At 73.1% G+C, this 26,258-nt stretch carries 23 protein-coding genes; 9 read left to right on the forward strand and 14 right to left on the reverse strand.

Features of this window, described 5'->3' with window-relative positions:
- The first annotated feature begins 63 nt into the window (after positions 1 to 63).
- A complete protein-coding gene (locus AB0E05_RS20625) occupies positions 64 to 3,252 on the forward strand; it encodes a BTAD domain-containing putative transcriptional regulator (protein ID WP_361965429.1) in 3,189 nt (1,062 codons plus the stop codon).
- An 18-nt stretch (positions 3,253 to 3,270) separates the two neighbouring features.
- On the opposite strand, the gene AB0E05_RS20630 is transcribed toward AB0E05_RS20625, so the two are convergent.
- From AB0E05_RS20630 to AB0E05_RS20645, 4 genes are all read right to left on the reverse strand, one after another.
- Complete coding sequence (locus AB0E05_RS20630) at positions 3,271 to 4,488, reverse strand: globin domain-containing protein (protein ID WP_361965431.1); 1,218 nt, start codon at positions 4,486 to 4,488, stop codon at positions 3,271 to 3,273.
- Between the two features lie 68 nt (positions 4,489 to 4,556).
- On the reverse strand, positions 4,557 to 5,051 hold the full coding sequence (locus AB0E05_RS20635; RefSeq protein WP_361965433.1) for an Rrf2 family transcriptional regulator: 495 nt from the start codon (positions 5,049 to 5,051) through the stop codon (positions 4,557 to 4,559).
- Between the two features lie 131 nt (positions 5,052 to 5,182).
- Positions 5,183 to 5,863 (reverse strand): SDR family NAD(P)-dependent oxidoreductase, encoded by a 681-nt coding sequence (locus AB0E05_RS20640; RefSeq protein WP_361965435.1) that lies wholly within the window; start codon positions 5,861 to 5,863, stop codon positions 5,183 to 5,185.
- Between the two features lie 80 nt (positions 5,864 to 5,943).
- Positions 5,944 to 6,084 (reverse strand): hypothetical protein, encoded by a 141-nt coding sequence (locus AB0E05_RS20645; protein ID WP_361965437.1) that lies wholly within the window; start codon positions 6,082 to 6,084, stop codon positions 5,944 to 5,946.
- A 130-nt stretch (positions 6,085 to 6,214) separates the two neighbouring features.
- On the opposite strand from AB0E05_RS20645, the gene AB0E05_RS20650 reads away from it, so the two are divergent.
- Positions 6,215 to 6,610: a helix-turn-helix domain-containing protein gene (locus AB0E05_RS20650; RefSeq protein WP_361965439.1), complete on the forward strand. Its 396-nt coding sequence runs from the start codon at positions 6,215 to 6,217 to the stop codon at positions 6,608 to 6,610.
- 190 nt (positions 6,611 to 6,800) lie between these two features.
- On the opposite strand, the gene AB0E05_RS20655 is transcribed toward AB0E05_RS20650, so the two are convergent.
- Entirely contained in the window at positions 6,801 to 7,031 is a 231-nt protein-coding gene (locus tag AB0E05_RS20655) for a hypothetical protein (protein ID WP_361965441.1), read from the reverse strand.
- Between the two features lie 300 nt (positions 7,032 to 7,331).
- On the opposite strand from AB0E05_RS20655, the gene AB0E05_RS20660 reads away from it, so the two are divergent.
- The gene (locus tag AB0E05_RS20660; protein WP_361965443.1) at positions 7,332 to 7,820 is read left to right on the forward strand and encodes a carbonic anhydrase; all 489 of its coding nucleotides are present in this window, start codon (positions 7,332 to 7,334) and stop codon (positions 7,818 to 7,820) included.
- Between the two features lie 72 nt (positions 7,821 to 7,892).
- Here AB0E05_RS20660 and AB0E05_RS20665 read toward each other — a convergent pair whose 3' ends face one another.
- The 4 genes from AB0E05_RS20665 to AB0E05_RS20680 all read right to left on the reverse strand — a co-directional run bounded on the left by AB0E05_RS20665 (position 7,893) and on the right by AB0E05_RS20680 (position 9,839).
- Positions 7,893 to 8,432, reverse strand: coding sequence for a CGNR zinc finger domain-containing protein (locus tag AB0E05_RS20665; protein ID WP_361965445.1), 540 nt, complete (start codon positions 8,430 to 8,432; stop codon positions 7,893 to 7,895).
- A 216-nt stretch (positions 8,433 to 8,648) separates the two neighbouring features.
- On the reverse strand, positions 8,649 to 8,963 hold the full coding sequence (locus AB0E05_RS20670) for a hypothetical protein (protein WP_361965447.1): 315 nt from the start codon (positions 8,961 to 8,963) through the stop codon (positions 8,649 to 8,651).
- Positions 8,964 to 9,084: 121 nt separating this feature from the next.
- The gene (locus AB0E05_RS20675) at positions 9,085 to 9,417 is read right to left on the reverse strand and encodes a hypothetical protein (RefSeq protein ID WP_361965449.1); all 333 of its coding nucleotides are present in this window, start codon (positions 9,415 to 9,417) and stop codon (positions 9,085 to 9,087) included.
- Positions 9,414 to 9,839 carry a hypothetical protein gene (locus AB0E05_RS20680; protein WP_361965451.1) on the reverse strand — a complete coding sequence of 142 codons (426 nt, stop codon included), beginning with the start codon at positions 9,837 to 9,839 and terminating at the stop codon, positions 9,414 to 9,416. Before AB0E05_RS20680 ends, AB0E05_RS20675 begins: the two co-directional genes overlap by 4 nt.
- 134 nt (positions 9,840 to 9,973) lie before the next feature.
- Here AB0E05_RS20680 and AB0E05_RS20685 point away from each other — a divergent pair, with 134 nt between their 5' ends.
- Positions 9,974 to 11,308, forward strand: coding sequence for a hypothetical protein (locus AB0E05_RS20685; protein ID WP_361965453.1), 1,335 nt, complete (start codon positions 9,974 to 9,976; stop codon positions 11,306 to 11,308).
- Between the two features lie 645 nt (positions 11,309 to 11,953).
- A complete protein-coding gene (locus AB0E05_RS20690) occupies positions 11,954 to 13,000 on the forward strand; it encodes an EamA family transporter (RefSeq protein ID WP_361965455.1) in 1,047 nt (348 codons plus the stop codon).
- Here AB0E05_RS20690 and erm read toward each other — a convergent pair.
- The 3 genes from erm to AB0E05_RS20705 form a co-directional block, all read right to left on the reverse strand.
- Complete coding sequence (erm, locus tag AB0E05_RS20695) at positions 12,945 to 13,724, reverse strand: 23S ribosomal RNA methyltransferase Erm (protein WP_361965456.1); 780 nt, start codon at positions 13,722 to 13,724, stop codon at positions 12,945 to 12,947. The genes AB0E05_RS20690 and erm overlap by 56 nt on opposite strands.
- Positions 13,725 to 14,016: 292 nt before the next feature.
- Positions 14,017 to 15,597, reverse strand: coding sequence for an amidohydrolase (locus AB0E05_RS20700; protein WP_361965458.1), 1,581 nt, complete (start codon positions 15,595 to 15,597; stop codon positions 14,017 to 14,019).
- Positions 15,584 to 17,089, reverse strand: a complete 1,506-nt coding sequence (locus AB0E05_RS20705) for an APC family permease (RefSeq protein WP_361965460.1) — start codon at positions 17,087 to 17,089, stop codon at positions 15,584 to 15,586. Before AB0E05_RS20705 ends, AB0E05_RS20700 begins: the two co-directional genes overlap by 14 nt.
- 154 nt (positions 17,090 to 17,243) lie before the next feature.
- On the opposite strand from AB0E05_RS20705, the gene AB0E05_RS20710 reads away from it, so the two are divergent.
- Positions 17,244 to 17,867: a TetR/AcrR family transcriptional regulator C-terminal domain-containing protein gene (locus AB0E05_RS20710; protein WP_361965462.1), complete on the forward strand. Its 624-nt coding sequence runs from the start codon at positions 17,244 to 17,246 to the stop codon at positions 17,865 to 17,867.
- Between the two features lie 183 nt (positions 17,868 to 18,050).
- On the opposite strand, the gene AB0E05_RS20715 is transcribed toward AB0E05_RS20710, so the two are convergent.
- Positions 18,051 to 19,289, reverse strand: coding sequence for a cytochrome P450 (locus AB0E05_RS20715; protein WP_361965464.1), 1,239 nt, complete (start codon positions 19,287 to 19,289; stop codon positions 18,051 to 18,053).
- 476 nt (positions 19,290 to 19,765) lie between these two features.
- On the opposite strand from AB0E05_RS20715, the gene AB0E05_RS20720 reads away from it, so the two are divergent.
- Together AB0E05_RS20720 and AB0E05_RS20725 are read left to right on the forward strand one after the other, a co-directional pair.
- Positions 19,766 to 20,971, forward strand: a complete 1,206-nt coding sequence (locus AB0E05_RS20720) for an FAD-dependent oxidoreductase (protein ID WP_361965466.1) — start codon at positions 19,766 to 19,768, stop codon at positions 20,969 to 20,971.
- 10 nt (positions 20,972 to 20,981) lie between these two features.
- The gene (locus AB0E05_RS20725; protein WP_361965468.1) at positions 20,982 to 21,935 is read left to right on the forward strand and encodes a sigma-70 family RNA polymerase sigma factor; all 954 of its coding nucleotides are present in this window, start codon (positions 20,982 to 20,984) and stop codon (positions 21,933 to 21,935) included.
- A 447-nt stretch (positions 21,936 to 22,382) separates the two neighbouring features.
- On the opposite strand, the gene AB0E05_RS20730 is transcribed toward AB0E05_RS20725, so the two are convergent.
- Positions 22,383 to 25,394, reverse strand: a complete 3,012-nt coding sequence (locus AB0E05_RS20730) for a bifunctional [glutamine synthetase] adenylyltransferase/[glutamine synthetase]-adenylyl-L-tyrosine phosphorylase (RefSeq protein WP_361965470.1) — start codon at positions 25,392 to 25,394, stop codon at positions 22,383 to 22,385.
- A gap of 337 nt (positions 25,395 to 25,731) precedes the next feature.
- Here AB0E05_RS20730 and AB0E05_RS20735 point away from each other — a divergent pair, with 337 nt between their 5' ends.
- Positions 25,732 to 26,175: a VOC family protein gene (locus AB0E05_RS20735; RefSeq protein ID WP_361965472.1), complete on the forward strand. Its 444-nt coding sequence runs from the start codon at positions 25,732 to 25,734 to the stop codon at positions 26,173 to 26,175.
- Positions 26,176 to 26,258: the final 83 nt, after the last annotated feature.

Genomic DNA, 26,258 nt, shown 5'->3' on the forward strand with positions numbered 1-26,258 from the left:
ACCCCCGGGTACCGGCGTGGAACGCCCGTGCGACCGGTGGCACTGCTCGGTTAGCGTGCTCGCATGCGTTTTGGAGTGCTCGGGCCCTTGGGCGTGTGGACCGCCGCCGGGCGACCGGTCCGGGTGCCCGAACGGAAGGTCCGCGCCCTGCTCGCCGGCCTCTTGGTGCACCGGGACCGGCCGGTGTCCGCGGACCGGCTCGTGGACGACCTGTGGGGCGCGCGGCCGCCGGGCCGGCCCGCCGCCGCCCTCCAGAACAAGGTCTGGCACCTGCGCCGCGCCTTGGAGGGCGCCGAGCCCGGTGGTCGCGCGCTGCTCGCCGCCCGCTCCCCCGGCTACCAACTCCTCGTCGACGACGACGCGGTGGACGCCGACCGCTTCCAACGGCTCGTGGAGCGCGCCCGGGCCGCCGCCGACCCGCGCACCCGCACCGCGCTGCTCGCGGACGCGTTGGCGCTGTGGCGGGGGCCCGCGTACGCCGACTTCGCCGACGAGGAGTTCACCCGCGTCGCCGCCGCCTCCCTGGAGGAGCAGCGGCTGACCGCGCTGGAGGAGCAGGCGCAGGCCCGGCTGGAGCTGGGTGAACACGCGCTGGTCGCCGACGACCTGGGCGACCTGGTGGCGCTCCATCCGCTGCGGGAGCGGCTGCGCACCGCGCACGTACGGGCGCTGTACCTGGCCGGGCGGCAGGGCGCTGCGCTGCGCAGTTACGCCGAGGCACGCGAGGTGCTGGCCGACCGCCTGGGGGTGGACCCGAGCCCGGAGCTGACCGCGCTGCACCGGGCGGTCCTGGCGCAGGACCCGGCGCTCACCGCCGTACCGTCGCCGGCCACGACCGCGGCCCGTCCGCCGTCGAACGTGCCCCGTGCCGCGCTGACCGAACTGATCGGCCGGGACGGGGCGCTGAGGGAGTTGGCGGCGGCCGTGACCGGGCGCCGGCTCGTCACGCTCACCGGCCCCGGCGGCGTCGGCAAGACGCAGCTCGCGCTGGCGGTGGCGGCCCGGCTGGGCGGGGCGTTCCCCGGCGGGGTGCGGCTGGTGGAGTTCGCCGCGCTCGCCCCCGTACGCACTGCGGCGGCGCCGGAGGTGCTGGAGCTGGTCGCCGGGGTGCTCGGCGTACGGGACGACGTCGCACCGACGGCCGCCGCCGAGCCGCCGTCGCTGACGGACCGGGTGGCGCAGGCGCTGGGCGAGCGGCCGACGCTGCTGGTCCTCGACAACTGCGAGCACGTGGTGGAGCCCGTGGCCGCGTTGGTGGCGGACCTGTTGTCGACGACGGATTCGCTGACCGTGCTGGCGACCGGCCAGGTGCCGCTCCAGGTCCACGGCGAGTGGCTGCACGAGGTGGAGCCGCTGGCCGGGCGGGACGCCCAGGAGCTGTTCACGGCCCGGGCGCGGGCCGCCGCCCCGCACGTCGCGCTGGACGCGACCCACACGGAGGCCGTGGCGGCGATCTGCCGACGGCTGGACGGCATACCGCTCGCGCTGGAGATGGCCGCGACGCGGGTGCGGGTGCTGGGGGTGGCCGCACTCGCCGCCCGACTGGACGACCGCTTCCACCTGTTGGCCTCCGGGGTACGGGGCGCGCCCGCGCGGCAGCGCACCCTGCGGGCGGTGATCGACTGGAGCTGGGGGCTGTTGGGGGACGCGGAGCAGGTGGTGCTGCGGCGGCTCGCGGTGCACGCGGACGGCTGCACCCTGGCCGCCGCCGAGGAGGTGTGCCCCACGGCCGGAGTGGACCGGGCGCAGGTGCTCGACCTGCTGGGCCGGCTGGTGGAGGCGTCGCTCGTGGTGGTGACCGACACCCCGGACGGGCCGCGCTACCGCCTGTGGGAGTCCGTGGCGGCGTACTGCGTCGAGCAGCTGCGCGAACGTGACGAGTCGGCGGAGCTGCGGCTGCGCCACCGGGACCACTACGCCGCGCTCGCGGAGCGCGCAGAGCCCCATCTGCGGGGTCCCGAGCAGCGGCGCTGGCTGCGGCTGTTGGACGCCGAGAGCGCCAACTTCCGCACCGCCCTGGAGGGCGCCGTCGAGGCCGGGGACGCGGTGCGGGCCCTGCGCCTGGTGAACGCGCTCGCCTGGTACTGGCGGCTGCGCGGCCGGTACGGCGAGGCGGAGCGCTCCTTGACGCAGGCGCTCGCGCTGGCGCCCTCGGGGCGGGGCCAGGTGCAGGTGGCGGCGGCCAGGGCCTGGCTCGGCGGGATGCGGCTGGCGCTCGGCGGCAGCAGCGATCCGCTGGCGGAGTACGGGGCGGCCCTTGAGCCGTACGAACACGTCGACGACCCGGCAGGGCTGGCCAGGGCCCGGTGGTACGTGGGCTCCAACCTCTACGGCGTGAAGGACCTGGCGCCCAGCCGGGACCTGGTCCTCCGGGCGCTGATGACCTTCCGTGCCCTCGGGGACGCGTGGGGCACCGCGGCGGCGCTGGCGAGCCGGGCGTTCCAGGCCAAGCTGCGGGGCGACTTCGACGCGGTGCGCGAGCAGGGCGAGCGGAGCCTGGCGATCTTCCGCGACCTGGGCGACGGATGGGGGCAGTTGCAGGCGATGGTGCCCTTGCAGACGCACGCCGAGGTGGTGGGGGACTATCCGCTCGCGGGTCGGCTGTACCGGGACGGGCTGCGGATCGCGGAGGACCTGGGCCTGTGGCCGGAGGTGTCGTTCCAGCTCTCCGGGCTCGGCCGGATCGCCCTGCTCACCGGGGACCTGGCGCAGGCCAGGGAGTACCACGAGCGGGCGCGGCGCATGGCCGTCGAGCAGTCCGACGCCTTCGGCGAGCAGTACGCCGAGATCGGGTTGGGGATGGGCGCCCGCAGGGAAGGCCGGCTCGCGGCGGCCGAGGAACACCTGGAGGCGGTGCTGCGGCTGCACCGCGAGCAGCGGTACGAGCCGGGCGTGCCTTCGCTGATCCTGGCCGAGTTGGGGTTCGTCGCCGAGGCGCGGGGCGAGTCGGCGAAGGCCCGGCAGCTCCAGCAGCAGGGGCTGGTCGCGGCGCGGGCCGCCGGCGATCCGCGGGCGGTGGCGCTGGCCCTGGAAGGGCTGGCCGGGGCCCAGTTGGCGTCCGGCCGCGCCGTGCACGCGGCCGAACTCCTGGGCGCCGCGGCCCGGGCGCGCGCCTCGGTGGGGGTGCCGCTCCCCCTCGGCGAGCGGGGCGACGTGGACCGCGTCAGCGCGGGCGCACGGGCCCGACTGGGCGCCGAAGGGTACGCGGAGGCGTTCGGCCGGGGCGAGGAGCTGGGCCCCGACGGACCGTAACCCTGGGGTCGGTTGGGGTCAGCGCTCGGCCTGCCACAGGTCGGGGCCGAAGACCTCGTAGCGGATCGCGGCGGGGGCGAGGCCGCGTTCGATGAGCTGGGTGCGGACGGCGCGCAGGAAGGGCAGCGGGCCGCAGAGGTACGCCGTGGTGTCCGGCGCCAGCTCGATGCCGGGCTGCTCGGAGAGGAGGGTGAGGTCGGCGCGGCCGGTGCGGTGCGCGGGCCAGTCCCCTTCGGGGGACTCGTACCAGACGTGGCTCTCGGCCTGCGGGAGCTTGGCGACGAGCCGGTCCAGCTCCGCGCGGAAGGCGTGGGATGACTGGTTGACGTCGGCGTGCACCGCGGTGACACGGCGGTGCGAGCCCGCGGCGGCCAGGTGGGAGAGCATCCCGATCATGGGGGTGCAGCCGATGCCGGCGGAGGCCAGCAGCAGCGGGCCGGCGCCCTCGTCGAGCTGGACGTCCCCGAAGGGGGCGGAGACGAGCAGCGCGGTGCCCTCGTGGGCGTGGTCGTGGAGGTGCTGGGAGACCTCGCCGGCCGGGTCGCCGTCGACGGTCGCGGCGACGCGCCTGACGGTGAACTGGAGGTCCCGGCCGGGGGCTCCGGAGAGGCTGTACTGACGTATCTGACGGGCCCCGTCGGCGAGTTCGACCTGGACGGAGACGTACTGCCCGGCGCGGAACGCGGGGGCGGGCGTGCCGTCGGCGGGGCGGACGACGAAGGTGGTGACGTCGTCGGTCTCGCGGTGGCGGGCGACGACGTCGTACGGGCGCAGGGTGGCGCCGGGGGCGGCGCCGGCCGCGTCGTACAGCCGGGCCTCGATGGCGATCAGCGCGTTCGCCATCAGCCAGTACACCTCGTCCCAGGCCGCGGCCACCTCGTCGGTGACGGCGTCGCCGAGGACTTCGACGATCGCGGCGAAGAGGTGCCGGTGCACGATGGCGTACTGGTCGCGGGTGACGCCGAGCGAGGCGTGCTTGTGGGCGATGCGCTCCAGCATGGCGTCGGGCCGTACGTCGGGGTGGGCGACGAGGGCGGACGCGAAGGCGGCTATGGATCCGGCGAGGGCCTGCTGCTGCTCGCCGTTGGCCTGGTTGCCGCGGTTGAACAGGTCGCGCAGCAGCTCGGGGTGGGCGACGAAGAGCCTGCCGTAGAAGCACTTCGTGATCGCGCCGATGGCACCGCCGACGGCGGGCAGCGAGGCGCGGATGGTGGCGGCCGACGTTTCGGACAGCATCGTCGAACTCCTGGTGGGGTGGGTGACGGGTGGGTGGTGCGCCGCGCCCCGGGGTGGGTGCGCGGCGGTCAGGGCTCCGGCCGGACGGCGCCAGGGGCGCGCGGATCGGGCCGGGAGCCGGGAGGCGGCCCGAGGGGGAGGCCGAGGAGGACGGGACCGGTGGGATCGGCGACCAACGCGTCGACGGTGTACGGGTCGAGCACGGCGTAGAACGCCTCCTGCGCCTGGCGCAGCACCCCGCGCAGCCGACAGGCGGAGCGCAGCGGGCACGGCGGGTCGTCCTCGCAGCCCACGACGTCGCCGGCGCCCTCCAGCTCCCGCACGATCCGCCCCAGCGAGCCGGTGCGGCCCTCGGCGGTGAGGACGAGGCCGCCGCCCCGGCCGCGGCGGGCCTCGACGACGCCGAGGCGTTGGAGGCGGGTCACGACCTTCGCGGCGTGGCTGTAGGGGACGCCGACGGCGTCGGCGACGTCTCGGGTCGTGGGCGCGCCGTCGTCATCGCCGAGCACTGCGAGGCGCATGGCGATGCGAAGGGCGAGATCGGTGCCTTTGGTCATCCGCACGGCACCGACTCTAACTAACACGAATCTGAGATTCGTATTTGGGGGGGGAGTGTGGTGACGCGAGGGCGCTGGAGTGCGCGTACGGGGCGAGTTGAACGGTTGGCCGGTTGGCCGGTTGGCCGGTTGGCCGATCAGGCGTCGAAGACGACCTCGGAGCGGTTGCGGTCTTCGTACAGGTCCCAGTACAGGGGGGCGATCTGCTCGGGCGTGGCCGCCGGGCCGCCTTCCGGGCCGCCCCCGCCGATCCAGACGTTGATCGCTACATGGGCGGCGTGCACACCGCTGCCGGCCAGCTCCTTGTTCAGGTTGATCACCCAGTTGCGCAGGGCCGCCTGGGCCGCGTTGGCGTTGCCGAACATCGGCACCGGGTCCACGGAACCACCACCGGTGGTGAACAGCAGGGTCCCGGCGCCCGCCTCGCGCATGGCGGGCAGTACGGCCCGGGTTGCCGCGACGGCGCCGTAGAAGCCGTACTCGATCATCGGCTGCAGGTTGTCCACCGTGACCTCCGAGGGAGCGGCCAGGGTGAGGCCGGGCACCGGGGAGTGCGGGGCCGGCGAGTACTCCAGCACGTCGATCGAGCCGAAGCGGGCCCTGGCCGCGTCCAGGGCGTCGGTGAGTGAGGCGCGGTCGAGGATGTCGGCGGGGAACGCGGCGGCCGTGATGTCCTCCCGACCGAGCTGGGCGACCAGCGTTTCCAGCTTCTCCTTGGTGCGGGCGATCAGGGCGACGTCGAAGCCGCGACTGCCGAAGGTGCGGGCGATGGCCAGGCCCATGCCGGGGCCGGCGCCGACGATGGCGAGAGTGGGCACAGTGGGACCTCTTCCGTGTGGTGGCCGCCGGGGCACGCCGAGATCGGCTGCCCGGCCGGCGCGTGGATCAGGGATGTGGATCAGGCGTGCGGGTCGGACGTGTGGGCGGCGTGGTCGACGGTGACAGCGCAGCCGTCCGGGCCGCAGACCGCCGCGTCGCCCTCGGCACCGAGAACGGGCGGACGGGCCTCGTCCCAGACCTGGCAGATCTCTACCTTCATGGCCTGACCTCCAATTCCTACTGTTTGTTCGTAACGCCACTATGAGCCAGCATGGAAGGCGACACAAAAGGCACATCGGTGTGCGCGACGGAGAGGAAGGGACGCCATGCAGGACAGCGCGGATATCGGGATGGCAGCTTCGGTCGGGCCGTGCGCGAGCATCCCCGTCGATCACATGGACTTCATCCGCCAGGTGCTCGACCGGGTGGGCGACAAGTGGAGCATGCTGGTCATCGCCGTCCTGGAGGGCGGCCCGATGCGCTACACGGACTTGCAGCGCCAGATCCCGGGCATCTCCCAGCGCATGCTGACCCGCACCCTTCGCCAACTCACCGAGGACGGGTTGATCAGCCGTACCGCCTACGCCGAGGTGCCCCCGCGCGTCGAGTACGCGCTCGCCCCGCTCGGCGGTGGCCTGAACGACATCGTCAGGCAGTTGATCGGCTGGGCGGCCGAGCACCACGACGAGATCCGCGCCAACCGTTCCCGCACCGGCACCACCGCCTCCCCCTCGACCCGGCCCTGAAGGCGTCGCGCTTCGTCACTCGCCGAGAGCGAGGCGTCCGCCCGCGAGCGCGGCCGGGACGGGGAGGGGCACCCGGGGCCGACGCGCGTGAGCCGCCCTCCGCGGGGTGGGCGGAGGGCGGCTCGTGAACGACGGGGAGAGTGGGGGCTCGACGGGAGGATCGGCTCCTGTCAGCGGCCGGCTCCGCTGGCTAGCGGGCCCACAGCTCGTAGACGCTGGGCTTCGGCGGGAAGGGCTTGCAGAAGTAGATCTGCCCCCACAAGTGCGCACCCGCCTTGCCGGCCGCGTCGCAGTCGGCGTAGCTGGAGTGATGGCTGCGGACGTAGAAGCCGCCGGTCGCCGACGCGCTGGGCGCGGCACTGAGGACGAGACCGGCGCTGGCGGCGAGCGCCGCAACGAGGACTCCGAACCTTTTCACCATGGACGCAACTCCTCTGATACCTAACCGAACCAACAGAAGTGACGTTTCATCGGGCTAACCAGTGATCTGCGGGGAGAAACGTATCCGGCCATTCCGCACCGCACAAGAGGTCTACACCAGTTGACCTTTCGACCGTTGGCGGGTACACGCCCGGCGGTGGCGACGCACCCGTGGCGTATATCTGCCACGTTCTCCTGTGTTCGAATTTGGGGTGGGTACGTTTTCTTCCAGGGCGGAGAAAAGTGCCGCGTGCGGGGCTCCCCTCAGCGCTCCGCAGTGCAAGAAAAACGGGAGGAAAAGATGTCCGTCATCGATGAATCACTGGTGAACAACGAGGCATATGCCGCTTCCTTCGGCGGCCAGTTGGCGCTCCCGCCGGCGCGCCGACTGGCCGTCGTCGCGTGCATGGACGCGCGGCTCGACATCTTCTCGATGCTGGGCCTGCGGGAGGGAGATGCGCACGTCATCCGCAATGCGGGCGGCGAGGTGACGGAGGACGCGATCCGGTCGCTGTCGATCAGCCAGCGCCTTCTGGGCACCCGAAGGATCATGCTCATCCACCACACGGACTGCGGCATGCAGACCTTCAGGGACGACGAGTTCAAGGCGGAGATCCACGGCGAGACGGGAATTCGCCCACCCTGGGCCCCCGAGGCATTCACCGATCTCGACGAAGACGTTCGGCAGTCGATCCGCCGCATCGAGGTCGACCCCTTCGTACCGCACAAGAATTCCATTCGCGGATTCGTCTTCGACGTGGAGACGGGGTTGCTGCGGGAAGTGAAGTGAGGAAAGGGTCGGAAGTGACTGCTGTGAAAGCAGTCAAGGATTGGGGACGCTGAGGCGAGCACGCGTCCGGCTTCAGGCCCCCAGGGGCTTCGCGGCACCGCGCTGCTGAGCGCGGTGCCTGCGAACCGCGTCCGTGTTGGCGCACCGCAGCGAGCAGTAACTGCGCCGCCCGTTGCGTGAGGTGTCGACGAAGACCCTGGAACACTCCGCGCGGTGACAGCGGCCGAGCCGGTCGGCCGAGGCAAAGCAGACGACGTACGACAGCCCGGTCGCCGTCACCGCCCGAAGCCTCGCCGGCCGCCCAGCCGACTCCGCCGTGTAGTGCAGATGCGGCGGCCCCTTGTGCAGCGAGATGTACGGCCGACTCGCAGCCTCATCAAGCAGGTCGTTGATGATGCCGCACCGCTGCTCCAGCGGCTGCGCCCCGAAACAGCCCGCCAACCGTTCGCGCCATTCCCAAGCGCCCGCGATCTCATCCACGTCGGGCAGCCCCGGCGCCAGCCGACGCCGCACCAGGAGCCGTTCCAGTTCGTCCGGGGTCCAGAGCGCTGAGCTGTTCACCAGATCTACAGCGAGTTGGGCGGCCTCTCCGCCGTAATGGTTGAACTGCATACGGGCATTACAGCATGGTCTTGGGCTGTGGGAGGGAGTGGTTGCGTTTGCTACGTGTATGGGGGTGTTCCTTCCTCGAAGCAGAGCAGGACAAGGCGGTGGTCGTCGTCCCCGCTTCAGCGGGGGCCTCTCCGCAGCTCGAACAGCCGCCGAACTAAGCCTGGAACGCCACGGTCGCCCGATGCAGCCACCTCCTGATGACCGCCGGCGCGTCTCCTACACCGGGGGTACACCGGGCGTTGGGGTGGGTGCCGGTCGGGGCGGATGCGGGCCGGGGTCCGGCGGCATCTGCGGCGTGGGCTTCCCGTGCTTACCCGCTTCCAGCTGGCGTTCGGTGAGGCGGTAGATCCCGAGGGGCGGGAAGAGTTCGACGCGTACGGGGTTGCCTTCTGTGGCGCAGGTGTCGCACAGCAGGTCCCGGACGCCGGGTGCGGTGCGAATCGTGGTGACGGGTTGGCGCCAGCACGCCTCGCATGTCGTGACGTCGGTCGCGGTCAGCTTGGCTGCGCTGACGGGGATCAGGGTGAGCATGTGGTGCTCCTGTGGGTGGGTGGCCCCGGCCCTGTCGCGGGGGATCGGAAAGCAGGGCCGGGGCCGGTTGGACCCGTGTGCCGACGCGTTGGTCCCTTGCCCGTGCGCCGGCACACGGAGTTCAGGCGCTGTGCCGCGGCTTACGCCCCGTGTACATGAGCAGCGTCTTGACGTACTCGGCCAGAAGCAGCAGTTCCTCATCAATGCGTATGCCGGGCTCGACCCCGATCGCCGCCTTCCTCGCACTCGCGACACAGGTCAGCACGTGCTGCCCGTACCACTCCCCGCTCAGACTGCGCCCGTACTCCTCAGCAGGTACGACCAGCATCGCGATGTGCGCCCGCAACCGATCCCGGAGCGCTTCAACAGCAGCGCTCGGCGGCCGGCTCAGACACACCGCACCCGCCAGGCGCACGTCACGGGTGACGTCCACCAGACTCACGCGCGGGCTCACCAGACCCTCCGCGCACAGCGCGGGCAGGTGCACGGCGGGAACTTCATCGGCTCGGCCGGCACGTCCTTCCCCGCAACCACACTGACCTCCCGCTCCACCGGCCACCGCGTACCGTCCACACCGACGCGATACACCCGAATCGTCATCGCGGACTGCGCCTCGTTGGACGGTCTGACCACTTCGCGCTCGTGCGCCGGGCCGAGTTCGGCACCCGGCGGGGAACCTCCCGCGCGGCGGTGGTCGCCAGTACGTTGCATCGCGTCGACTCCATCCAGTTGGCACACCCCGAGCCCGGCCAGGTTGCAGAGGGAGGCTCCTACGTCTACGTCATCCGCACGCCGGGGTCGCTCCAGCCAGACAGGCTCCATGCCCATCTCGGCGATCTGCCGCGTGGCTTCCGCGCCCTTGCCCGCACTGACCACGGCTGCGCTCCTTCCCACCGATCAGCTCGTTGGACCAGTCAAGGTCAGGTCGGAAGGTGCGGTAACCACACGGTGCGGCCCCTCGCTTGGGGGTACACATGGTGTGGGTACTGCTGTTCAGCCAGGGAGCGAGAATGCAGCGACCAGTGTCACCGGCTGCACTGCCCAGCGAGCTGCGGAACGATCCGCGAGTCCGGGGGGCGCTGGCGCGACGGGACGTCGGAGCCGTCTTCGCGCTCGCCCACGACGAAGGCGGTATCAGCTACAACAAGATCGCCGAAGCGTGCGACATCCGCCCGGAGCGCGTCAGCAAGATGGCGCGCGGAGACGGGACCGTCACGTCGCTCCCCGTTCTGGAGCGCATCTGCGACGGGCTCCAAATCCCCGGCGCCTACTTAGGCTTGGCGGCACGTCCATGGGAGACCGGGGCCCCACTCCCCGTCCCCCATCCTGAGGAAGAAGAGGACCCAGTGAAGCGCCGCGACATCCTGCGTGGCGCGCTCGTGGCCGGACTGGCCGGTCCCGGGCTCGCCGCCGCACTCACGACCACCCGCACCGACATCGACGCGGCACTCGCCGCCACCGACCACGCCACCGACCTCGACCGATGGCAGTCCACCGCCGAACGCTACGGCCACGGCTACCACGGCCAAGCACCCGTCGCCGTCCTGGGCGATCTGATCGCCGAGTTCGATGAGCTGCGCCCCCTGCTCGACCGCCCGCAGACCGACCGGAACCGAGCGGCCCTCGCGCACGTCACGGCGCAGATGGCCGGAATGGTCGCCATCGTCCTGCACGACCTCGGGCACCATCGCGAATCTCACGGGTGGAGCGCCACCGCAACTCGTGCAGCCGAAAGGTCCGGAGACCACCAGTTGCACGCATGGGTCCTGGCCAGGGAAGCCATGGTGCCGCTGAACTTCGGCGCGGCGCCGGCGGCGGCCAAGCTCGCGGACAAGGCTCGCAACCTCGCAGGCTCCCAACCAAGCCCCGCGGGCGCGTTGGCGGCGGCCGTCGCCGCACGGGCGCACGCGGTCAGCGGCGACAGGGAACGCGCGCTCACTGCGGTCGCGGAAGTGGAGCGGGCCGCCGAGCAGCTGACTCCGCAGCAACGTACGGACACCTGGTTCGGCTACCCCATGCAGAAGCACCACGTGCACCTCTCCCAGGCCCTCACCCACCTCGGGGAGACCCGCCGGGCCTACGAAACTCAGGCAGCGGCGCTCACGCTCTCGCGGTCCCCATCCGTGATGACGCGGGCGCTCATCGCCATCGACGAGGCATCGTGCCGGGCTCAAGACGGCGAGCGCGAGGCTGCGGCACGCATCGCATCCCAGGCGTTCGGCGAGCTGCCCGAGCCCTACCGAACCGGGCTCACGCGGACACGAGCGACTGCGCTGTACCGGACGCTGCCACGCGACACCCCCGGCCGCGACGGGCTCGCGGACGCGCTGGCCATCCCCGAGTAGGAGCCACCCTGTTCCACCCGTCGGGGGCAAAGCACGGGGCTTCCAAGGGTCCATGGCGTGCTGGGCGGGGATCGGCGGCGTGGGGAACGATGGCGATGCTGTTCGACCATTCCGCGACGAGGGGTGGTCTGGCGCGTCATATGGCCTCATGCCTGCCTCTGAAGGTTCTTCGGTGATGACGACCACAGCGGTGCCTGATTTCCCTCACGCATGCTCGGCCTGTAGCCGTGCCCCCGCGTTCCAACTAAACGAAATCTGCGTCACCCTCTGAAAGAACCCCAGGTCAACAAGAGTCGACCCCGCGCCCGCGGAGGTGTTCCCATCGCGCACCACCCGCACGGGGTGCCGGTACGGTCGGCCCCGCGCTCGCGGGGATGCTCAGCAGCCGAGCCAGTCGGGCGAAGCACAGCACATGACGCAGGCAGGCCCGGCTTCGTCACCGCTCGGAGTCTCGCCGGGTGGGCGAGTGGTCGGGGGTGCAGCGTCGGGCCGGGGCGCCTCGCCTTGTAATGGTTGAACTGCATATGGGCATTACCTCATCGTGGCCCCGGACCGGTCCCCGTCGTGTCGGCCGGAAGGGGGGTGAGGTCGTTGGTCACCGACAGTCGAAACGCGCGGCTGCCCGTGTTGCTCGTGCTGGGGCAGATGTTGAGCCTTCAGCTCGGGGCGGCCGTCGCGAAGGGGGTGTACGGGCAGGTCGGGCCGGTAGCGCTGGCCGGGCTGCGGCTGGTGATCTCGGCGGCGGTGATCTGCGCGGTCGTCCGGCCCCGGCCGCGGGAGTTGGACGGGGCGCAGTGGCGGGCCGTCATTTCCTTCGGGGCGGTCATCGCGCTGATGAACGCCCTGTACTTCCAGGCGATCGCGCACCTTCCGATCGGGGTGGCGTCCGCGGTGGAGTTGCTGGGGCCGTTGGCGCTGGCGGCTGCGCTGTCGCGACGGCCAAGGGATCTGGCCGTGGTCGCTGCGGCGACGGGTGGGGTGTTCTTGTTGACGGCGCCGGGGGCCGACCTGGCGTGGGTGGGGCTGCTGTGGGGCGCGGGGGCAGCGGTGTGTCGGGGGGCGTACGTCGTGCTGAGTCATCGGGTGGGGCGGGGGTTTGACGACGCGACGGGGCTGGCGCTGGCCCTTGCCGTCGGGGCGTGCCTGTTGGCGCCGGTGGCCGCGGCGACCGGGGGGCACCAGGTCGTGGCGCATCCGCAGGTGCTGGCCGTGGGGGCGCTCGTCGCGGTGTTGTCGTCGCTGGTGCCGTACACGCTGGACATGGTGGTGCTGCGGCGGGTGGGGGTGCGGACGTTCGGGGTGTTGCTGGCGCTGAGTCCGGCCGTGGGGGCGGTGGTGGGGGCCCTGGTGCTCGGGGAGGTGCTGAGTGCGCGGGAGGCGGCGGCGGTGCTGCTGATCGTGGTGGCGAGCGCGGCGGCGGTGTACGGGCGCGGCGGCACCGTACCGCCCGCGCCCGCCACCCCGCCCGTCGTCGTCGCCGCCGCCGGGGACTGTTGTCCGTACTGTTGGGCGCCCGGCGGTGGTGGCGACTGGGCGCTGCGGTCCGCGCACCGCACCTCCGAGGGCGTGGTGGAGTACTGCTCCGCGCCCTGCGGATGCGTGGTGGTGCTGCGCCGCGGCGAGTTGGTCGGCCGGGTCAGCGGCGCTGGAGCGCGCACCGGGCGTGGAGGTCGGCCCACTCCTCCGCGGTGAGCTGCTTCGGCAGCGCGGTCGCGGCGATCCGATGGGTGCGCAGCCACTCCTGGACGTGGCGCCGCGGGAGTTCGGGGGCGGCGCGGGCGACGATCTGCGCCAGGCCGCGGCCCTTTCCGGTGAAGACGCGGGCGACCAGGTCCTGGTAGTCCTGCCGGTCCGCCGCGCCCACCAGCGGGCGGGGGCGGCGGGCGACGGTCAGCAGGCCGCCGTCGACGTTCGGCCGGGGGCGGAACGCGGCGGCGGGGACCCGGCGTTCGAGGCGGAAGGCGTACCACGGCCACCACTGGGCCGTCATCATCGTCGCGCCGCCGACGCCGGCCCGGCGCCGGGCGACCTCCCACTGCACCAGGAGCACGGCGTCGGTCCACCCCGAGGAGCGCAGGATGCGGCGGAGCATCGTCGTCGTCTCGTGGAAGGGCAGGTTGCCGACGAGCACGTGCGGGGTCGTCGGGGTCCGGTAGCGCAGGAAGTCCGCCGTCACGATGGTGGTGGAGCGGTCGGTGCGGCTGCGCAGCTTCGCGGCGCGCCGGCCGTCGATCTCGATCCCGGTGAGGTCGCGGCCGAGCCCCTGGAGCGGCAGCGTCAGGGCGCCGTCTCCGGTGCCGATCTCGATGATGGGCCCGTGGGTGCGCCTCACGAGTTCGGTGAAGGCGTCGATGGTGTGCCGGTCGATCAGGAAGTTCTGGCCGAGTTCATGCCGACCGGGGTGGTGCGAGTGCAAGGAGGTGTCTCCGCGGCTTCGAAGTCAGCCGGGCAGCACAGAGGGCCGCTCGGCGCGTACGCACGAGAGCGGCGGGGGTCCCGAAGGAGGAGAGGGGGTCCGCCGCTAGGAGCGGCGGGTCCGCGTCGCGGCGGAAGAGGCTGCTGCTACACCACACATGTCACGGGACGTTACCGGGCAGCGTCGGCACCGCTCAAGTGATTTTCCCGCAGCCGTGGGAGGGAAGGCCGGAGCCGCCCGCCGGGGGATTGCGGGCGGCTCCGGGGTCAGGGGCGCCGGGAGGGCGCCGGGGTCACCCGCGGTGGGTGATGCGGCCCGAAGTGACGGTCAGCGGGACCGGGGCTTCGGTGAGTTCGTCCGCGGTGGCCGTCCCCGGGTCCACGCCGAGCGCGGTCAGGTCGGCGCGGTGGCCCACCGCGATCCGGCCCGCCGCGTCCTGCTCGCCGGCGGCGCGCGCGGCGTGCGTGGTGCAGCCTTCCAGCGCCATCAGGCCGGTCAGCCCGGCGCGGACGCTCGCCGCGCCCCGCGGAGCCAGGGCCGTGGCGAGGACCTGGCGCACGTCGTAGTGGGCGATGGGCCAGTCGGAGCCGAGCGCGAGCGTCGCGCCGGCGTCGCGCAGGTCGCGGTAGCGCCAGGCGCGGGAGGCCCGTTCGTCGCCGAGTCGCTTGGACCACTCGTCGGTGTGGTCGGCGCGGGTGTACGCGGTGTGCGGCGGCTGCATGGACGCCGCGACCCCGAGCCGGGCGAACCGGGGGATCTGGTCGTCCGGCACGGTCTCGATGTGCTCGATGCGGTGCACCGGAGCCCCGGCGCCGCGCGGGCCCAGCGCCTCGACGGTGTCCAGCACGTGCCGTACCGCGGCGTCGCCGATGGCGTGGGTCGCGGTCGCCACGCCCGCCTCGTGCAGCCGGCGGACGGCGGCGCTGTACGCGACGGGGTCGGGCCAGAAGGCGTCCGTGCCCTGGCCGTGGCAGTCGGCGTGCTCCAACCAGGCCGTACCGCCTTCGACGGTGCCGTCCATGAAGAACTTCACGCCGCCGACGCGCCAGTCCCGGCCGTGCTCGCGCTGGAGGGCGATCAGCTCCGCCAACTCCCCCTCCCCCGCGCCGGGCATGCACCAGGGTGCGAGCCGCAGCCGTACGGGCAGGTCGGCGGAGTCCTCGACGGCGGCGAGCAGTTCCAGGGCGTCCCCGCCGAGGTCCATCACGTGCGCCGCGGTGAGCCCGGTCGCGGCCATCTGCGACAGCAGGTCGAGCAGTCGGGCGCCGCGTTCGGCGGCGGGGGCGCGCGGGACGACCTGCGCGACGAGGTCCATGGCGGCGTGTTCGACGAGGTGGCCGGTCGGGCGGCCGGCCGCGTCGCAGACCACGCTGGCCCGCTGGGCGAAGGTGCGCGGCCCGTCGACGCCGGCGGCCCGTAGCGCCGCGGCGCTGACCAGGGCGGAGTGGCCGTCGTAGAGCCGGACGAAGGCGGGGGCGCCGGCCAGGACGTCCTCGACGAGGTCGTGGTGGATGTCGCGTCCGCCGAAGGCGTTGTGGTCGAGTCCCCAGGCCAGCACCCATCCGTCGCGCCGTTCGGCGTCGCGCAGCGCGGCCCGTAGCCCCTCCAGGTCCGTGACGGCGGTGAGGTCCGCACCCGACGCCAGGTCCAGGCCCCACACGGGGTGGCTGTGGGCGTCGGTGAGCCCCGGGACGAGGGTGGCGCCGGCGAGGTCGACCGTCTCGGTGCCGGGTCCGCGCCAGTCCCGTACGTCCGCCTCGTCGCCGACGGCCGCGATCCGGCCGCCGGCGACGGCCACGACGGTGGCGTGCGGCCGGGCGGGGTCGAGGGTGCGGACCGCGGCCCCGGTCAGGACGATGTCAGCTGCTGGCACGGTGCGTTGCCTTCCTTGTCGTTGGGTGGTCGAAGTCGCGCGGCGCGACGACGTCAGCCGTGGGGGCCTGCTCCGTCGGCTCCGCGGCGAACCCCTCGTACACCTCGGGCCGTCGCCGCTTGAGCCAGAGCGCCAGCAGGGCGCCGATGGCGAAGACGGTCGGGACGAGCGCCAGGAGCACGGTGTTGACCAGGGTGGACGCCCCGGTGAAGAGGTGGACCTTGGTCGCGATCAGATAGATCGCCACGGCGAGCAGCACCGCGGCCAGCACCGGCGCGACGACGGTCCGCAGCGCGCCCTCGTCGTGCCGCACGCGCCGGAAGTAGCACGGCACCGCGATCGCGGCGAGCAGCATCAACGCCATCAGCCCGACCATGCCCGGGGTGTTCACCCAGAGCAGGAGTTGGGTGTACGGGTCGGCGCCGGCCGCGGCGAAGCCGAGCACGATGACCGCGCCCAGCACGCTCTGGGCGATGCCCGCGACGTACGGGGAGCGGTGGCGCGGGTGGACCCGGCCGAAGGCCTTCGGCAGCACGCCCTCCTCGGAGAGCGCGAGGGCGTAGCGGTTGATCGCGTTGTGGAAGGCGAGCAGCGAGGCGACGATGCTGGTCACGATGAAGACGTGCATCAGGTCGGCGGCCCAGCTCCCGACGTACGTGGTGATGGCGGCGAAGAAGAGCCCGCCGGGGTCGTCGGTGGCGGCGCGGACGACCTGGTCGTTGCCGAACGCCTGGATGACGGTCCACACGATGAACGCGTAGAAGATCCCGAGGAACGCGACGGCGGCGTAGGTGGCGCGCGGGACCGTGCGGGCCGGGTCGCGGGCCTCGCGCCGGTAGATCACGGTCGACTCGAAGCCGGTGAACGCGGCGAACGCGAAGGCGAGTACCGCGGCGGTGCCGGGGACCAGGACGTTGGACGGCGCGAAGGGCGCGAGGTCCAGGCCGTTCGCCCCGCCCTCGACGAGCACGCCGCCGGCGAGCAGCAGCAGGATCCCGGTCTCGGCGACGAGCAGGACGCCGAGGACCTTGGCGCCGAAGTCGACGGAGCGGAAGCCGCCGTACCAGATGAGCAGGATCCCGGCGAGGGAGACGGGCAGCCAGGGGATGTCGACGCCCCACAGGGCCGCGCCGGTGTCGGCGGTGGCCGAGCCGAGGAGCCCGAAGATGCCGATCTCCATGCCGTTGTAGCCGATCAGCGCCAGCAGCGCGGCGCCGATGCCGGCGACGGGGCCGAGGCCGCGGGTGATGTACGCGTAGAAGGCGCCGCCGCTGCGGACGTGGCGGCTCATCGTCGTGAAGCCGACGGAGAAGATCGCCAGGGTGATGCCGGCGAGGACGTAGCCGGCCGGGGCGCCGAGGCCGCCGAGCGTGAGGGCGATGGGCGCGACGCCCGCCATCACGGTGAGCGGGGCCGCGGCGGAGACGACGAAGAAGGCGATGTCGGTGGTCCCGAGGGTGCCCCTTCTCAGCCCTGGAGAGGTTTCTGACATGCGGGTGGAGCCTTCCTGGCGAAGGGTGGAGACGGGTGAACCGGACCTGCGGAAGCCCTTTCGGCGGAGGTGAACGGAAACCTAACGGCATTCGGTTTTCCGCAATGTAGCCTCCGACGGAGGATCCGGGAAGACGTACAGGGGGATCGGACGAATGGGACGGCCGCGGACACCGCTGATAGATCGCGAGCGCATCGCCACGGCCGCGCTGGAACTGGTCGACGAGAAGGGCGAGTTCACGCTGGTGCAGGTGGCGCGGCGGCTCGGGGTGCAGACGGCTTCGCTGTACCACCACGTGGACGGGCGGGACGGGATCGTCGAGCTGCTGCGGGAACGGGTCTGCGAGGCGATCGACCCGGGTGCGCTGGGGGCGCCCGCGTGGGAGGACGCCCTGGCGGGCTGGGCCCGCTCGTACCGCGCGGCGTTCGCGGCGCACCCGCGGGCCATCCCGCTGCTGATGGCCTCCCCGGTACGGGCGCCGCGGGTGCTGGAGCACTACGAGCGGGCGGTTCGGGTGCTGCTGGACGCGGGGTTCGCCGTCGACGACGTGATGAAGGTGATCATCGCGCTGGAGAACCTGATCCTGGGCTCGGCGCTCGACATGGCGGCGCCGGAGCCCATGTGGGTGCTGCCGGACGAGTCGGCGACGCCGTGGCTGGCGCGGGCGCTGTCGGGGCCGGCGGGGCCGCGCGCGAACACGGCGTTCGAGCTGGCGCTGACGGGGTGCTTGTCGCACTTCGCATCGCTACGGGTGGCTTCGCCGGGCGGGGATGCGTGAGGTCGTACGGGGCGGGCACGGTGGACGGGCGGCCGGGCCGCGCCACTTCTTGGCGGTGGTGGGCAGGTCGATGCTGCGGCAGCGGCTGACCGCGGTGATGTCGTCATCGACGGCCACCCGCATGACCGGGTGAACCGCCCGCCCACGGGGGACAGACGGTCCGCTTTCACCGGAGCGGTCGGCTCACCGGGCCGCACGCCCGGCGGGCCGCAGGAGGACGGGCAGGGCGAGGACGTCGTTGCCGATGAACGACGACTGCGGGTCAGGGGTGTTCCCCTCGTCCGCAAGCACGACGTCCGGGAACCGGTCGAACAGGGCGGGCAGCGCGACGGCGGCCTCCAGCCGGGCGAGCGGGGCGCCGAGGCAGTAGTGGACGCCGTACCCGAACGCCAGATGGTCCCTGTCCACGCGGTCGATGTCGAAGCCGTGCGCGGTGTCGTGGAACGACGGGTCCCGGCCGTGCGCCCCGAACCCGATGAGGATGGCCTCCCCGGCCGCCACGGTGACGCCCTCGCCGAGATCGATGTCACGGACCGCGAACCGCAACGGAAGATGGACGACCGGCGGATGGAGCCGCAGGGTCTCCTCGATGACATCGGCCCAGCGGGTGGGCTCGGCCAGGGTCGCGCTCAGCTGCTGACGGTGGGTGAGGAGCGCCCGGACGGCGCTCCCGATCAGCGCGATCGTGGTCTGGCTCCCGGCGCCGATCATCAGGATCAGGGTGGAGATCAGCTCCGCCTCGGTCAGCCGGTCCCCTTCATGGGCGGTGAGCAGCAGACTGGTCATGTCATCGCCGGGCTCCCGCCGCTTCGCCTCCACGAGGCGGTGCATGACGGTGTTCAGCTCGCTCCTGATCCCCTCCGACTCCCCCGGGGGGACATCGGTGGCCAGGACCGCATCGACGACGGAGAGCATGGCGGGGCGCTGCTCCTCGGGGACACCGAAGAGATCGCAGATCACACGGGTCGGCACACCGTGTGCGAAGTGCTCCCGCAGATCCACTGCCGCGCCGTCCTCCAGGTCCTCCAGACCATCCAGGAGGTCGGTGACGACGGACTCGATCGAGGGCCGCAGCGACTCCATGCGTCGCGGTGTGAACGCGGGCCCGACCATCCTCCGTAACCGGGTGTGCTCGGGCCCTTCGGAGGTGGCCATGGAGCGGGCGTCGACCCAGGGGAAGAGCCAGGGGACGGCGCCTGGCTGGTAACCGGCCCAGACGCCACGGGCGTCCCTGGTGACATCGGGATGGGTGACCAGCCGCCTGACGACGTCGCCGCGCGTGACGGACCAAGCGATGACGTCCTGGGGCAGCCGGACCCGCACGGCGGGCCCGGCGGCGCGGAGCTCCTCGATCTGCTCGTACAGCCGGCCACCTCCGTCGCTGCCGAGGACCGGGATGGAAACCTCGTGGCTGGTGGTCATGAGACACCTCCGGTCACGCGGGGGCGGCCCGGCGGCGGGAGCGGCCACGACGGTGCGGCCTCGCTCCCGGGCGCCGGGGCGCGCCGGTGCGTGCATGGATGGACTTCGCCGCAACGGCGGGGAATCGGTACCGGGGATTGTCCTGCGCCCGCTCGGGAGCGCATAGGGGGAGAACGGCCTCTTGTCTGGTTTCTGAGCCGGTGCGGGGCTCCTCGGATGCGTTGCTGATACGGGTGGAGCTGCCCTCCACCAGCGCCGCGGCCCACGCGCCCGCAGGAAGACGGCGAGTCCCTCCAGCGCCCCGCGATGACCACGCACGATGACCGCGCAAAGACCCGTGCACACGGCAGATGCAGCCACGGGGCGGGGACGCACGGAGTGAGGGGTGTGAGCCGGAACACAGTCAGTCGCTGTCAGGGATCGAGGAGCCGTTTCGCTCAAGTCGGTGAAAGCACGCCAATCGACGGGAGCATCACATGAAGCACCGCATCGTCGTTCTCGGGGCCGGCTATGCCGGGGTCCATGTGGCCGCGAACGTGGCGCGGCGGATGGTGTCGGCGGACGTCGGGATCACCCTGGTCAATGCCGAGCCGGACTTCGTTCAGCGGCTGCGGTTGCACCAGCTCGCGGCCGGCCAGGACGTCGAGGCTCCACAGCTCGCCGACGTCTTCGCGGGCTCGGGGGTACGGCTGCGGCTGGCCCGCGTGACCGCCGTCGACCCCGAGGGCGGGGTCGTCACCGTGGCCGATGCCGAGGGCGGGGGCGAGATCGGGTACGACACGCTCGTCTACACGCTCGGCAGCCGCGGCGCCGACCACGGCGTCCCCGGCGCGGCCGAGTTCGCCTTCGACGTCGCCAGCCGGCCCTCGGCGCTGCGGCTGCGCGAGCGGCTGGACGGCGTGGGCGACGGCGGACGGGTGGTGGTCGTGGGCGACGGGTTGACCGGCATCGAGACCGCCACCGAGATCGCCGAGTCCCGGCCCGGGCTGTCGGTGGCGCTGGTGGCCCGGGGCGAGTTGGGCGCACCGCTCTCCCCCGGGGCCCGCGGCCATCTGCGCCGCGCCTGCGAGCGGCTGGGGGTCGACGTCCGGGAGCACACCCGGGTCGACGCCGTCGAAGCGGCCCGGGTGTTGTGCGCCGACGGCACCGCCCTGACGGCGGACGCGACCGTGTGGACGGCCGGGTTCACGGTCGACCCCATCGCCGCCGCCGGTGGGCTGGAGGTCACCGAGCAGGGCCGGATCGTCGTCGACCGCACCATGCGGTCGCGCTCGCACCCGAACGTGTACGCCGCCGGCGACAGCGCCCGGGCCGTCCGCGACAACGGCCGCCCGCTGCCGATGTCCTGCGCGTCCGCCGGCGACACCGGCCGGCAGGCCACGGCCGCGATCGTGGGACGCCTGACCGGCCGCGAGGTCCCGAACACCAGGCTGACGTACGTGGGCAACCACATCAGCCTCGGGCGACGGGACGGGATCCTTCAGTTCGTCGACGAGGAAGGGCGGGCGAAGCCGAAGTACGTGGGCGGGCGGAAGGCCGCGCGGATCAAGGCGGGCATCCTCAACATGTCGCTGTGGGCCACCCGGCACCCGACCCTCGGCCTGCCCCACCGCAGGCACCGCCTGGCCGCGGTGACGGACGTGTCCGCCGGCAAGGAAGACGGTCGTGTCGCCGCCTCCTAAGGTGGTACGCGTGGACGGCACCGCCGCGGATCGCTTCGACGCCGGCCGGTTCGAGGCCAGCCGCAACCGGCTGGCCTCCCTGGCGTACCGGCTGCTGGGGTCCGCCACCGACGCCGAGGACGCCGTGCAGGAAGCGTTCCTGCGCTGGCAGGCCGCCGACCGGCAGCGGATCGAGGTCCCGGAGGCGTGGCTGACCAAGGTCGTCACCAACCTGTGCCTGGACCGGCTCCGCTCGGCGCACGCCCGCCGCGAACGCGCCGTCGGCGCCTGGCTGCCCGAACCGCTGCTCGACGGCGACCCGATGCTCGGCCCCGCCGACACCTTCGAGCAGCGGGAGTCCGTCTCCCTGGCGGTGCTGACCCTGTTGGAACGCCTGTCCCCCGTCGAACGGGCCGTCTACGTCCTGCGCGAGGCGTTCTCCGACAGCCACGCCGCGATCGCCGAGGTCCTCGGCATCACGGAGGCGGCGAGCCAGCAGCACCTGCACCGGGCCCGGCGGCGCGTGTCCGCTGCGCGGCGCGGCGGCGGGGAGGCCGACGCGGCGTCGGCCCGCAGGATCGTCGAGGAGTTCCTCGCCGCCGCGTCCTCGGGCCGCACCGAGCGGCTGGTGGCGCTGCTCACGGACGACGCGACGGCGATCTCCGACGGCGCGGGCCTGACGAAGAAGCTGCTGCGGTTCGACACTCCGGAGCGCGTCGCCGCGGTGGCGCGGGCGGGCTTCAAGCCCACCGCCGCGAAGCGGCGTCTCGTCGGCGGCGCGTACTCCGCCCACTACGCCCGCGTGAACGGCACCCCCGCGATCCTCTTCGTCGTCCGCGACCGGGTCATCGGCGCGGTGACGTTCGACCTCGCCGGCGGCAAGGTCGCGACCGTCCGCGGCGTCGCCACCGCCGCTCGCCTCGTCCGCCTGAACGCGGCCTGGCAACGTCACGGGCGGGACGCCCCGCCCATCGCCCAGTGGTAGGGGGTGCGTGTGCCTCCGCGCCCCGGTGGGTGACTGGTCGCGCAGTTCCCCGCGCCCCCAAAACCCCTGCGCCGCGGGCGGGACGGGCCGGGCACTACTCAGACGCACGCGCCACACCCCTGCGCGAACGTTGGTCTCTGCGGGCCTCTGTGGCTTGTCGCGCAGTTCCCCGCGCCCCCAAACCCTCGTTTCTCTGCGGACCATGGCTGGTTGCTCACGAAGCTCCGTCCCGGATGCGTCCAGGTCACACCGCGGCCCTACGCCCGCAGGGCGTGGGCAATCAGGGGCGCGGGGAACTGCGCGACCAGCCGTCCAGCGGGCCGCGCAGACCAACGCGCCCGCAGGGATGCGGCGGCGATGTCCAGGTGGCGCCGGAGCCCCGGCGCTGCGGCGAGGGTCTCCCGGTGGCGCGGGCGCCTGCCCGCAGGGCGGCCCGGTCCGCTCCCGCTACGTCGCGTCGTAGAAACGGGCCTCCACGACCGCCCTCGCGCGGCGCGTCACGCGGCGGTAGTCGTCGAGCATGTCGCCCACGTGGCCCGGGCCGTAGCCCAAGTACCGGCCCACCGCAGCCAGTTCGCGGCCCGCCGCGGGGAACGTGTCGCTCGGGCGGCCCCTCACCAGCATCACCGCGTTGCGCACGCGGGAGGCGAGGACCCACGCCTCGTCGAGGGTCTGGGCGTCGTCCGTGGAGAGGAGGTCCGCGGCGTGGGCCGCCGCCAGGGCTTCGCGGGTGCGGGTGGTGCGCAGGCCGGGCTCGGCCCAGCCGTGGCGCATCTGGATCAGTTGGACGGTCCACTCGACGTCGCTCAGCCCGCCGCGGCCCAGCTTGGTGTGGAGCGTCGGGTCCGCGCCGCGCGGCAGCCGTTCGGACTCCATCCGGGCCTTGAGGCGGCGGATCTCGCGGACCGCGTCCTCGCCCAGGCCCTCCGCCGGGTAGCGCAGGGGGTCGACGAGTTCCATGAAGCGCGCGCCCAGGTCAGCGTCGCCGGCCATGGGTTCGGCGCGCAGCAGGGCCTGACTCTCCCACACCAGGGACCAGCGGCGGTAGTACGCCCCGTAGGAGGCGAGGGTGCGCACCAGGGGGCCGTTCTTGCCCTCGGGGCGCAGGTCGGCGTCGATCAGCAGCGGCGGGTCCGCGGTGGGCACTTGCAGCAGTCGGCGCATCTCCGCGACGACGGCGCTCGCAGCCCGCGCCGCTTCCTGGTCGTCGACGCCCTCGCGGGGTTCGTGGACGAAGAGGACGTCGGCGTCGGAGCCGTAGGACAGCTCGTGGCCGCCGAAGCGGCCCATCCCGATGACCGCGAAGCGGGTGGGGAGCTGGTCGCCCCACCCTTCGCGGACCACGGCGCGCAGGGCGCCGGCGAGCGTGGCGGCGTTGAGGTCGGTGAGGGCACTGCCGACCTGGTCGACGAGGGCGCCGGTGTCGGCTTCGGCGGGGCTCTCCTCGGTGCCGTACGTGCCGATCAGATCGGCCGCCGCGGTGCGGAACAGCTCCCGCCGGCGCACGCCGCGGGCGGCGGCGACCGCGCCCTCCGCGGTGTCGGCGCGGCCCACCGCGGCCAGGACCTCCGGCTCCAGGTGGTTGCGGGCGCGCGGCTTGAGCCCGCTGGGGTCGCCGAGGATCGCGACGGCTTCGGGGGCGCGCAGCAGCAGGTCGGGGGCGAGGCGACCGGCGGACAGCACCCGGGCGAGGTTCTCCGCCGCCGCGCCCTCGTCCCGGAGCAGCCGGAGGTACCAGGGCGTCTTGCCGAGGGCGTCGGAGACCTTGCGGAAGCCGAGGAGCCCGGCGTCGGGGTCGGCGGAGTCGGCGAACCAGCCGAGCAGCACGGGCAGCAGGGTGCGCTGGATCGCGGCCTTGCGGGTGACGCCGGACGCCAGCGCCTCCAGGTGGCGCAGGGCGGCGGCCGGGTCGGCGTACCCGAGGGCTTCCAGGCGCTGGCCGGCGGCCTTGGTGCTCAGCCGGGTCTCGCCGGGCGCCAGTTGGGCGACGGCGTCGAGCAGCGGCCGGTAGAAGAGCTTCTCGTGCAGCCGTCGCACGACGGCGGCGTGCCGGCGCCACTCGCGGTTGAGTTCGCCCACGGGGTCGGTGCGGAAGCCCAGGGAGCGCCCGAGGCGGCGCAGGTCGTCCTGGTCCTCGGGGACGAGGTGGGTGCGCCGCAGCCGGTACAGCTGGATGCGGTGCTCCATGGCGCGCAGGAAGCGGTACGCGTCGTCCAGTTGGGCGGCGTCCACGCGCCCCACGTATCCGCCGGCGGCGAGCGCCTGGAGGGCGACGAGGGTGCTGCCGCTGTGCAGGGTGGCGTCGCTGCGGCCGTGCACCAGTTGCAGGAGCTGTACGGCGAACTCGACGTCGCGCAGCCCGCCGGGGCCCAGCTTCAGCTCGCGGTCGACCTCGGTGACCGGGATGTTGTCGACGACGCGGCGGCGCATCTTCTGCACGTCGGTGACGAAGTTCTCCCGCTCGGCGGCCTGCCAGACCATCGGGGAGACGGCCTCGATGTACTCCTCGCCCAGCAGCGGGTCCCCGGCCACCGCCCGCGCCTTGAGCAGTGCCTGGAACTCCCAGGTCTTGGCCCAGCGCTGGTAGTACGCGAGATGGCTGCTCAGGGTCCGCACCAGCGGCCCGTTGCGGCCCTCGGGGCGGAGGTTGGCGTCGACGGGCCAGATGGTGCCCTCGACGGTGGTCTCGGAGCAGATCCGCATCATGTGGGACGCGAGGCGGGTGGCGGCGCGCAGCCCGGCGTTCTCGTCGGCGTCGCCGGCCGGCTCGCCGACGAAGACGACGTCGACGTCGGAGACGTAGTTGAGCTCCTGGCCGCCGCACTTGCCGAGGGCGATGACGGCGAGGCGGCAGTGGGCGGCGTCCTCGGGCGCGTGGGCGCGGGCGATGGCGAGCGCGGCGCGCAGGGTGGCGGTGGCGAGGTCGGCGAGTTCGGCCGCGGCCTGGGCGACGTCGGTGGTGCCGCAGACGTCGCGGGCGGCGATGGAGAGCAGACAGCGCCGGTAGGAGACGCGGAGCGAGACGGGGTCGGTGGCGTCGGCGAGGCAGTGCTCGAACTCCTCCACGCCCGGGTGCAGATCGGTCGACTCGTACGTGGCGAGGGCCCGCCAGTCCCCGGGGTGGCGGGCCAGGTGGTCGCCGAGCGCCTCGGAGCTGCCGAGGACGCCGAGGAGCCGGTCGCGCAGCGGCTTCGCGGTGACGAGGGTGTCGAGCAGGACCCGGTCGGCCCGCTCGCCGTCGCCGTCCCTGGCCGGTTGGGCCTCCACCAGGCGGACCAGCGAGCGCAGGGCGAGATCGGGGTCGGCGGTGGCGCCGAGGGCGTCGAGGAGGAGCGGATCGTCGCGTACGGACGCCATCGCGTCCAGGTCGAGCAGCCGCTCCGCCGCGCCCGGGTCGGTGAAGCCGTGCCGGAGCAGGCGGGTGAAGGTGCTGCTTCTGCGTCCCGGCGCCGCCGTCATCCCGCGCTCCCGTCCCACGATCAACGTCCGGCGTCGAGCCTAGCCAAAGAGGCGGGCGGTGCTCACCCGGCGTGCGCCGTCCCGTCGTGGTCACGACGGGTTTCCGCCGCTGCGGTGGGGCCGCGGCGGCGGCGTTCGGCATTCCCGGGTGAGGGGACTGGACTCAAAAATCGAACATGTGAATGAATACGGGTCGTCCGTGGCCGGGTTGGGGAGCGCGCGGTGGTCAACACGACGCGGGACGGCTCCCCGGCCGGCCACCGGGCGACGGCACGGCGCCCCTGGCCCCGCGTCCACGACGGCCGGTTGTGCATCACTCGATCGAAGGGATCCACCGATGGAACCTACGGAACTGACACTTGAGCTGATCGACGTCCCCGTCTCCGACCTCGACCGGGCCAAGCGGTTCTACGAGGAGGGGTGCGGCTTCACCGTCGACTTCGACATGCAGCCGGCACCCGGCATCCGCATGGTCCAGCTCACCCCACCGGGGTCCCGCTGCTCGGTCGCCCTGACGTCGAGCGTCTTCCCCCGGCCCAACGGCCAGCCGACGCCGGAGCCCGGCACCGTGCACGGGCTCCAGCTGTGCACCACGGACATCGCCGCCACCCGGGCGGCGCTGGTGGCCGGTGGCGTGGACGTGAGCGAGGTCATGCACACCGGGGAGAACGGCTGGGTCGAGGGCCCGGGGCGCGAGTGGAACTCGTTCGTCTTCTTCCGGGACCCCGACGGCAACAGCTGGGCGGTGCAGGAGGCGCCGAAGCCGCTCTCGGAGCGCTGATCCGCGACGGCGCGTGCGGCGGCCCGGGCCGGGAGTGGCAGCCGAAGCCGCGGTGGATGCGCAGCACGACGCCGCCGTTGCAC

This window comes from Streptomyces sp. NPDC048057 (genome assembly GCF_040653095.1).
Lineage (GTDB): Bacteria > Actinomycetota > Actinomycetes > Streptomycetales > Streptomycetaceae > Streptomyces.

Excerpts from the sequence above, each read along its gene's own strand:
- AB0E05_RS20660 (WP_361965443.1), top strand. The coding sequence starts at position 7,332 with ATGTCCGTCATCGATGAATCACTGGTGAACAACGAGGCATATGCCGCT.
- AB0E05_RS20705 (WP_361965460.1), bottom strand. The coding sequence starts at position 17,089 with ATGTCAGAAACCTCTCCAGGGCTGAGAAGGGGCACCCTCGGGACCACC.
- AB0E05_RS20735 (WP_361965472.1), top strand. The coding sequence starts at position 25,732 with ATGGAACCTACGGAACTGACACTTGAGCTGATCGACGTCCCCGTCTCC.
- AB0E05_RS20690 (WP_361965455.1), top strand. The coding sequence starts at position 11,954 with ATGTTGAGCCTTCAGCTCGGGGCGGCCGTCGCGAAGGGGGTGTACGGG.
- AB0E05_RS20655 (WP_361965441.1), bottom strand. The coding sequence starts at position 7,031 with ATGGTGAAAAGGTTCGGAGTCCTCGTTGCGGCGCTCGCCGCCAGCGCC.
- AB0E05_RS20645 (WP_361965437.1), bottom strand. The coding sequence starts at position 6,084 with ATGAAGGTAGAGATCTGCCAGGTCTGGGACGAGGCCCGTCCGCCCGTT.
- AB0E05_RS20730 (WP_361965470.1), bottom strand. The coding sequence starts at position 25,394 with ATGACGGCGGCGCCGGGACGCAGAAGCAGCACCTTCACCCGCCTGCTC.
- AB0E05_RS20720 (WP_361965466.1), top strand. The coding sequence starts at position 19,766 with ATGAAGCACCGCATCGTCGTTCTCGGGGCCGGCTATGCCGGGGTCCAT.
- AB0E05_RS20665 (WP_361965445.1), bottom strand. The coding sequence starts at position 8,432 with ATGCAGTTCAACCATTACGGCGGAGAGGCCGCCCAACTCGCTGTAGAT.
- AB0E05_RS20715 (WP_361965464.1), bottom strand. The coding sequence starts at position 19,289 with ATGACCACCAGCCACGAGGTTTCCATCCCGGTCCTCGGCAGCGACGGA.
- AB0E05_RS20625 (WP_361965429.1), top strand. The coding sequence starts at position 64 with ATGCGTTTTGGAGTGCTCGGGCCCTTGGGCGTGTGGACCGCCGCCGGG.
- AB0E05_RS20710 (WP_361965462.1), top strand. The coding sequence starts at position 17,244 with ATGGGACGGCCGCGGACACCGCTGATAGATCGCGAGCGCATCGCCACG.
- AB0E05_RS20650 (WP_361965439.1), top strand. The coding sequence starts at position 6,215 with ATGGCAGCTTCGGTCGGGCCGTGCGCGAGCATCCCCGTCGATCACATG.
- AB0E05_RS20685 (WP_361965453.1), top strand. The coding sequence starts at position 9,974 with ATGCAGCGACCAGTGTCACCGGCTGCACTGCCCAGCGAGCTGCGGAAC.
- AB0E05_RS20630 (WP_361965431.1), bottom strand. The coding sequence starts at position 4,488 with ATGCTGTCCGAAACGTCGGCCGCCACCATCCGCGCCTCGCTGCCCGCC.
- AB0E05_RS20670 (WP_361965447.1), bottom strand. The coding sequence starts at position 8,963 with ATGCTCACCCTGATCCCCGTCAGCGCAGCCAAGCTGACCGCGACCGAC.